At 47.5% G+C, this 8,262-nt stretch carries 6 protein-coding genes; 4 read left to right on the top strand and 2 right to left on the bottom strand.

All coding sequences use genetic code 11. The annotated features are described in order from the left end of the window. The coding region (locus A1359_RS23360; protein ID WP_232322430.1) for a hypothetical protein at positions 1-241 on the bottom strand (241 nt) is incomplete at its 3' end. After that, the gene (locus tag A1359_RS20995; RefSeq protein WP_198159424.1) at positions 195-860 is read right to left on the bottom strand and encodes a GGDEF domain-containing protein; all 666 of its coding nucleotides are present in this window, start codon (positions 858-860) and stop codon (positions 195-197) included. The genes A1359_RS23360 and A1359_RS20995, both read right to left, overlap by 47 nt. 599 nt (positions 861-1,459) lie before the next feature. Here A1359_RS20995 and A1359_RS20990 point away from each other — a divergent pair. The 4 genes from A1359_RS20990 to A1359_RS20975 are packed head-to-tail and all read left to right on the top strand — an operon-like array spanning position 1,460 to position 8,141. After that, positions 1,460-2,464, top strand: coding sequence for an ABC transporter substrate-binding protein (locus A1359_RS20990; protein ID WP_066988055.1), 1,005 nt, complete (start codon positions 1,460-1,462; stop codon positions 2,462-2,464). 7 nt (positions 2,465-2,471) lie between these two features. Then, positions 2,472-4,466: a HAMP domain-containing histidine kinase gene (locus A1359_RS20985; protein ID WP_066988053.1), complete on the top strand. Its 1,995-nt coding sequence runs from the start codon at positions 2,472-2,474 to the stop codon at positions 4,464-4,466. A 27-nt stretch (positions 4,467-4,493) separates the two neighbouring features. Next, positions 4,494-4,949 (top strand): response regulator, encoded by a 456-nt coding sequence (locus A1359_RS20980; protein ID WP_066988051.1) that lies wholly within the window; start codon positions 4,494-4,496, stop codon positions 4,947-4,949. A gap of 6 nt (positions 4,950-4,955) precedes the next feature. Further along, complete coding sequence (locus A1359_RS20975) at positions 4,956-8,141, top strand: PAS domain S-box protein (protein WP_066988048.1); 3,186 nt, start codon at positions 4,956-4,958, stop codon at positions 8,139-8,141. Positions 8,142-8,262 lie beyond the last annotated feature (121 nt).

Genomic DNA, 8,262 nt, shown 5'->3' with positions numbered 1-8,262 from the left:
AACTTAATGGCAGTGACTCTGACCATGGATAGAAAAACAACCTAGAATCTAGCGGTCTATGTCTGTCTATGTTATTGCGCCTGGATTCGGTGCCATTAACGCGGTCTAAATCCGATGAGTCAAACGAGTGGTAAATATTAGAAATACGGACTTTTTGTATCCAGCCGATTAAGGCCGTATTTTGGCCGGTTCGCTCACTGACTTCGGCAAATCCTGTTGCGTCCGCTAGTTTTTGCCTCATAAAGTGCTTTGTCAGCCAGATCAAGTAATTCATCAATCGAATTCCCTGTGTGTCCAGTGCTCACCAAGCCAATCGACACAGTGACATGGAGCAGGTTATCGCCAACACATTCGAGTAGTGTTTCCTCAATGCCCGAGCGTAGGCGCTCGGCCACATCGTAGGCTCTGTCGTAACCTGATTCAGGAAGAAATACGGCAAACTCCTCACCGCCAAGCCGGCCAATAATATCGATGCTACGCACTGTCTTTTGGCAGTGGCGTGCCACTTTCTGCAGGACGATATCGCCAATGTGATGACCGTAAGTGTCATTCACCTTCTTGAAGAAATCGATATCTAGCATCATAAGCGAGAACGCGCTATCGTAGCGCACGGCCCGGATCAATTCCTGTTTGACTTTTTTCATGAAATATCGACGGTTATTCAAGCCAGTAAGGAAATCGGTATGCGCCAGTCTCTCCAATTCCACTTCATTCGCGTGCATGAGTTGAAACAACCGTTTCAGGCCTATTACACCGCACAGCATTAATAGCGAAACGGCCAAGCCGATGAATGTGTTGAGTGGATCTTCCTGCCTTCCGGCATAAATATGCCATATCGGGATCACCCTTCTTTCGAGCATGAGGAAAAGTGCAGCGGATATACAAATCCAAGAAAGCCGGAACGAGCCAGCAAGATGAAGCCCACGCAATGCAATGATAGCGGCTAGAGCTTGGGTAGTCGCCGATAGTATCAGCGTAATTAGGGTAAAGTGTGACATCTTTATACGTTAGAACAATTCAATCACCATAGAAACCTGATTATCCAGCACTTCATAGAGAAAAAGATATTGCCGTGGTGTCTGTTGTCAGTTTCCTATGCACGGCAGATTGGTGATCTAAACGCCGTCATATCGGATGGGGTTGTCATTAGGCAAAAACGGGTCGGAATTTGCCTGCTCACAAATGTAGCGGCCACAATTTGTGCAGCCGCTAATTTAAGAGATTTAAACTGGCTGATTTTTTCTAACCAAGCATAAATAATTTGTGTTAAATATAGGCTGACGTAGAGGCAAATACAGTAACGAAAACTCAGGCTAGAGGCCAATTGCATCATTATAATTTATTCGCGTGCCTCACTTTTTTGATTGCTTATAACGCCTGTGAACTTAGAGCCTTTTGTTTATTAGCACCCTATGTTGTGTAAGCAGTGCTGAACTTATGGCTTTAATCGGGAGCGGGAATGAAACGGCGGCAACTACTTAATGGGTTAGCAATCCTGATTTTGCTTGTAGGGATGAATGGATGTGACACGCAGCCACCCCAGCTGGAAAGCTTGGTGATTGCCGAAGCGCATCAAGCCGCCTTCGGCTTGATTTATATTGCCGAGCATGAGGGTTATTTTCGGGAAGCCGGTCTGGATGTGACATTGCAACAGCATAGCAGTGGTCGCGATGCCATCGCCGCTGTAGTGGCAGGTAATGCCGATGTAGGAACACCGTTTGAAACGCCTGTCATCATTAATATCCAGAATCAAGTACCCATTAGAGTATTGTCTTCGTTAGCACTCACCAAAGAATATACGCAAATTGTTGCGCGTAAAGACAGTGGTATTGAAAAGCCGGAAGACTTGAAAGGCAAGCGTATTGGTACATCATTAAATTCTTCCGCCGATTACCTGCTTGCCGTGGTACTTGCGAATGCCGGTATAGCGCCTAATCAAATAGAGCGTGTGATATTGTCGCCTAAGGAAGCCGTAGAGTCTGTCATCCAAGGTCGGGTGGATGCCATTGCCGCTTGGTCCCCGCATACGCAAAATGCAATTAGAATATTGGGAGCCGACGCAGCAACGGTGTTCACTAGTCCTGTTTATATGGAGTTTATAACCTTAAGCACGGTGGAGCAGGTGATAAACACACGTCCGGAGGCGTTAAAAAAATTATTGACTGCCTTGTTGCGCGCAGAGGCCTTTACGCAGAATCAGCCTGAACATGCTTTACAAATCATTATCGAAACCTTGTCCGATCAGCCAGCGGAAAGCGTAAAACAAGCCTGGGCTTTAATCCAGCCACGGGTGCGACTGGATAATTTGTTGTTTGCTACCCTGAGTGGCGAGTTAAAGTGGTATGCCGCAAACACAGGGCAACAGCAAAGTACGGTTGATTTGACATCCTATTTTGCAACTGATTTGCTTAGAAGCGTTAGGCCGACGGCAGTCACGCTCTCGCCAGAATACATAACCCATTAGGCTGAATATGCGTCTGAATGCAAAACTGCTAATTCCGTGGTTATTTTTCAGTATGTTGTTGTTTACGGGTTTTTTCTTGTTCAATCTACAGTTTGGTATATTGCAAACCGAGTTGAGTGAGCATATTTCGATCCATCAACGCAGCGTTAAAATGGCACGTGACTTGCGTTATTTATCGCAAGTACGCCTGACTACGGCGCTATCCCACCAGTCGCAAGATGCACGCAATGCTTTAGAGTCAATTGCAGAAAGTGAGCAGCAAAGCGAGCGGATAACTGAAGCGTTGCAGCAACTATTGCTTGATCAACATCATTTAACGAAAACTACGGGTTTAGATGAGGGGCGAAATATCCTGTCAGCCTATGTTTTAGCAAATGGTAGTTTAGCTTTCCTTTATAGGGAATGGTTCAAAGCCTATAACAACAATGATGCCTTGGAGCCTTTGAAGCGGCTGCAATTGCTCAATCAGTTCAGCATGGTAAAAGCGGTTCTGGATGATTTGAGCGTATTCAATGAGGTCGCCCAAAATCAGGTCGTTAGCCAAACTAATCTGCGCATTCAGCAGGCACAGTTGTATTTTTATATTTTCATGGCGATAGTCTTGCTTGCCGTCATAGGTTTTTCTGTTTATCAGGGTAGAAGTATTGTCTTGCCATTGCATAAGCTAAGTATCGCTGCACACGCGATCGCTCAAGGTAAGGGAGCGCATTTTGATGTGGCTGCCTCAGTCGATGAGATTGTCAGCCTCAATCAATCATTAAGCAGTATGTTGACGGCGTTGCAGGAAGCTCACACAGCATTGGCGCTGCAAAAAGAAAAATACCGTATCGTCTCCGATTATTCTGCAGATTGGGAGTATTGGTTAGGTGCAGATGGACGTTATATCTATGTTTCTCCCGCTTGTGAAAAAATTTCAGGCCTGTCTGCTCAGGCTTTCTATGAAAACCCAGATGTAATGGACACTTTAGTACATTCGGACGATAGAGCTGATTGGACGCAATGCCTGACTATTCAAGAGCAATCGACTGAGATTAAAGTAACCGTGTTTAGACTTATAAGAGCTGATGGCCGCCTGTTTTGGCTGGAAAATCAGCATAGTCCGGTATTTGACCTTCAAGGCGTTTATCTGGGCTTACGTGGCGTCAATCGGGATATCACCGAACGTAAACAATTGGAGCAGGATAGGGCGCGTTATCAACAGCAACTGGAGCAGGATGTGACTGCTCGCACTGAGGCACTGGTTCGGCAAGCGCATGCGCTGGAAATGTCCATCAAGGATCTGGAGAGTTTTAGTTACTCTGTTTCGCATGATCTGCGCGCCCCGCTGCGGGCTATCGATGGCTTTATCGATATGCTGGTAGAAGAACATGCCAGCCAGCTCGATGACGAAGGTAAACGCATGTTCAAAGTGGTGCAGGACAATGCTCGGAAAATGGGATGTTTGATCGATGACATCCTGGCGTTTTCCCGTGCGGGCCGCCTGGAAATTGATTGGCAGTGGGTCGATATGAATGCCTTGCTCAATGAGGTGTGGGTCGATTTAACCGCTAGCCGTAATGATGTGAATGTACAATTGCGTGCCAGTCCATTGCCCTTTGTCGAGTGCGATCCGCGTGCCATGCGACAAATTCTGACTAACTTGATAAGTAACGCCATAAAATTCAGTCGGCAGCGTCAGCCAGGCCTAGTCGACGTGAGCGCTAAAATCACAACCGATGCGGTCTGTTTTTCGGTACAGGATAACGGCGTCGGTTTTAACCCGGAGTATGTCGATAAATTGTTTGTGATGTTTCAGCGCTTACACGGTATGGACGAATTTGAAGGCACCGGCGTCGGGTTGGCGATTGTGAAACGCTTTGTGCAGAAACATGGCGGCACAGTTAATGCAACCGCGGTACCTGATGGCGGAGCTACTTTCAGTTTCTGCTTACCGAGCAGTCGACAGCAGCCATTGGTTTTAAATGTCGATGCCGATATGCTGGATGTGCCGCTGTATCACTAACCACAGCCTTGGTTGAAGGAGTAATTGATGATTTTTAAAGAATCCATTGTGCAGATATTGCTGGTTGAAGATAATCCAGACGATGCGGAACTGGCGTTGCATGCTTTACGCAAACATAATCTGGCTAATCAAATTGCATGGGTAAAAGACGGCGAAGAAGCGTTAGAATTCCTGTTTCATCGCGGGCAATATATTAATAATGAAGGATTGCCTAAAGTGGTAATGCTGGATTTACGCTTACCTAAACTGGATGGCATCGATGTGCTCAAAGCGCTCCGCGCCAATCCGGATACCCACGAGTTGCCGGTTGTGGTGTTGACGTCATCCAAGGAAGAGCGCGATGTGGTAGAAAGCTATAAACTGGGGGTTAACAGCTATGTGTCCAAGCCGGTGGTTTTCAAGGAATTTGCCGAAACCGTAGCAACGCTGGGCTTGTATTGGATATTAATAAATCGCGTGCCACCCGAAATTGCCGGAAAATAATAAAACATGACCGAACCGCTACGTTTGTTGTTGTTGGAAGATAGTGAGATCGATGCTCAACTGAATCAACACGCTCTCAAAAAAGCCCAAATCGAGTTCACGGCCAAACGGGTAGAAAGCCGAGAGGCATTCTTGCAAGCCTTAGACCAATTTCAGCCTGATCTGATTTTAGCCGACTACCATTTACCGCATTTTGATGGCATGGCGGCGCTGAAGCTGCTGCGCCAAACCAATCCAGACACACCGTTTATTTTCGTCTCCGGCGCCATGGGTGAAGATATGGCGGTCGACAGTCTGCATCAGGGCGCGGACGATTATCTTATTAAAGATAGGTTGCATCGCTTACCTAGCGCGGTTACTCGAGCCCTGACAGCGGCGGGTGACCGGCAGCGATTACGCCAGGCCGAACAAGCATTGCGCGCCAGCGAAGAGCAATTTCGTTCGTTGGTAGAAGCGTCCCTGGACTGGATTTGGGAGGTGGATACACAGTGGCGCTTTTTGTATAGCAGTCCTCGCAGCCTAAAGCTGCTGGGCTATGAGTCGGAAGATATACTAGGTCGCTCGCTATTGGATCTGCTCGATTCTCAGACTGTTGATTCGGTAAAGGGTATATTCGATGAGGCTTTGCTGCAGCAGCAAGCCTTTACCTTGTTACAGACTGTCAGCCTGAGCAAGGATGGGCAAACAGTTTATTTGGAATCCAACGGGGTGCCGGTATTCGGCGAGGATGATACCTTGTTAGGCTTTCGCGGCGTATCGCGCGATATCAGTCAACGCCTGGCGGATCACCTGGCCCTGAAGTATCAGGCCGATCGCGCTGCGGTTTTATTGCGTTTGCCGAGTATTGCAGAAATTGAAGACGAAAAAACCTTTATGCAACAAGCTCAGGAGTTGGTCGAGGATTTGACCGGTAGCCGGATCTCTTTTATTCATTTTGTTAATGCCGATGAAGAAAGTATTGAATTAGTTACCTGGTCGCGCCGCACCTTAAGTGAATATTGCCAGGCGGCTTATGATAAGCATTATCCAGTTAGTCAGGCGGGTATTTGGGCAGACGCTTTACGCCAGCGGCAAGCGGTGATGTTTAACGATTATGAAACTTATCCGCATAAACGGGGCTTGCCTGAAGGACACTCGGTGCTGAAACGATTGATTTCGGTGCCGGTGATTGAAAATGGCAAAGTAGTAATGATGACCGGTGTCGGGAATAAATCTGTAGATTACACCGCTCAAGATGTCGAAAGCGTGCAGTTAATATCCAATGATATCTGGCGGATAGTGCAACGCAGACGTACGCAACAATTAGCCGTTCGCTATAGTCAGGCTATCGAGCAGTCGAGCAATGAAATTTATATATTCGACGCTGATAATTTGCATTTTGTCGAGGCCAATCTCGGCGCCAGGACGAATTTAGGTTATTCAATGGAGGAATTGCGGCATATGACGCCACTGGATATTAAGCCGGAAATGTCAGTGGCTGGGTTTGAGGATTTGGTCGCGCCGCTACGCTCAGGTAAAGAAAAACGGGTGGTATTTAAAACCGAACATCGACGTAAGGATGGCTCACGTTATCCGGTGGAAGTATTTTTGGAGCTGACCGGCGATGATAAGCCGCTGTTTATTGCGGTGGTTCAGGATATTAGCGAGCGTCTACAGGCCGAAGCCAAAATACAGCGTCTGAATAAATTGTATGCCGCATTGAGTCAATGTAATGAAGCCATTGTGCGCGCGTCCAGTCAGCAAGCCTTATTCCAAGTTATCTGCGAAGTGGCAGTAAGAGATGGCGGCATGAAAATGGCATGGATTGGACTGTTGGATACGGCCAAACAGCGGGTTAAGGTTGCCGCAGTCTATGGAACGGGCATGGAATATCTGGATGGCATTGAAATGTCGACAGTTGATGATCATCCCTTTGGACTCTGGCCCACAGGGATAGCGATTCGAGAAAATCGCCCCTACTGGTGCCAGGATTATCAGCATGATGCCGCCACCGTAGACTTTCCTGAGCAGGCAAAGCAATTTAATTGGGGGGCTGCTGCGGCATTGCCTTTATTAAGAGCCGGTGTGCCGATTGGTAATCTGACCCTATTCACAGAAACCAGCCATGCTTTTGACGAAGAAGCCCGCAATTTATTGCTTGAAATGGCAACGGATATCAGCTTTGCGCTGGAAAACTTTGATCGCGAAGCCAAGCGTAAGCAGACGGTGTCTTCATTGGCCGAATCGGAGCAGCGTTTTCGTAGCCTGATCGAGCAATCTGTAGCTGGCGCCTATATCATTCAGGATGACAAATTTTCCTATGTCAATCCACGCTTTGCTGAAATTTTGGGCTATGCTGGAAACGTTGATTTACAGGGCATGAATCCACTGGATGTAGTCAGCTTAAAAGATAGGCAGGAGGTTGGGCGACAACTGGCAGAGATCATTACCGGCAAATCACACACGGCCAGTTATATCTTCACTGCGATACGTCAGGATGGCGTGGGGGTCGATGTCGGGATCAACTGTTCGCTTTCCACGTATCTTGGCCGGCCTGCCATCATCGGCTTGATGCAGGATATCACTGATAGAAAAGTCGCCCAATTGCAAATCAGTCGCTACGCCACCCAATTACAAATTGCTTTTATGCAAACCGTGGGTTTGGCCACCATGTTAAGCGAAATGCGCGACCCCTATACGGCGGGTCATGAGCGGCGCGTCGCCGAAATTGCCGTGGCCATAGGCCAGGAAATGGGGCTGGATACTAATAAACTGGAAGGCTTGCGGGTGGGCGGCTATCTGCATGATGTGGGTAAAACCGCCATTCCGCTGGAAATTCTAGTCAAGCCAGGCAAAATCAGCGCCATTGAGTATGAGTTGATCAAGTGTCATCCTCAGGCAGGTTATGATGTATTAAAAGATGTGGAGTTTCCCTGGGAAATTGCCAAAATTGCCTTACAGCATCACGAACGTATCGATGGCAGCGGTTATCCAAAAGGTTTAACGGGTAGTGAAATGCTGCTTGAAGCCAAGATTATTGCAGTGGCGGATGTGATAGAAGCCATGGCTTCGCATCGACCCTATCGTCCGGGCCTGGGGATAGGCGCGGCTTTAGAAGAGATCGAGCTGCATTGTGGTTTGCGATATGACCCTGAAGTGGTTGATGCTTGCCTCAGGGTTTTTCGTGAAAAGGGGTTTCAATTATCCGCATAGACTAGCTACGATACGAAAAAGAATAATAGCAAAACGCGATACTATGCAAATATGGAATATTGATTGGAATCAAGATATAAGGGATTGCCGGCATCCAGGTCACAGGGAGGTGTAAGGTCTT

The organism is Methylomonas lenta (assembly GCF_001644015.1).
Lineage (GTDB): Bacteria > Pseudomonadota > Gammaproteobacteria > Methylococcales > Methylomonadaceae > Methylomonas > Methylomonas lenta.
This window is presented reverse-complemented; position numbering and strand designations above follow the sequence as displayed.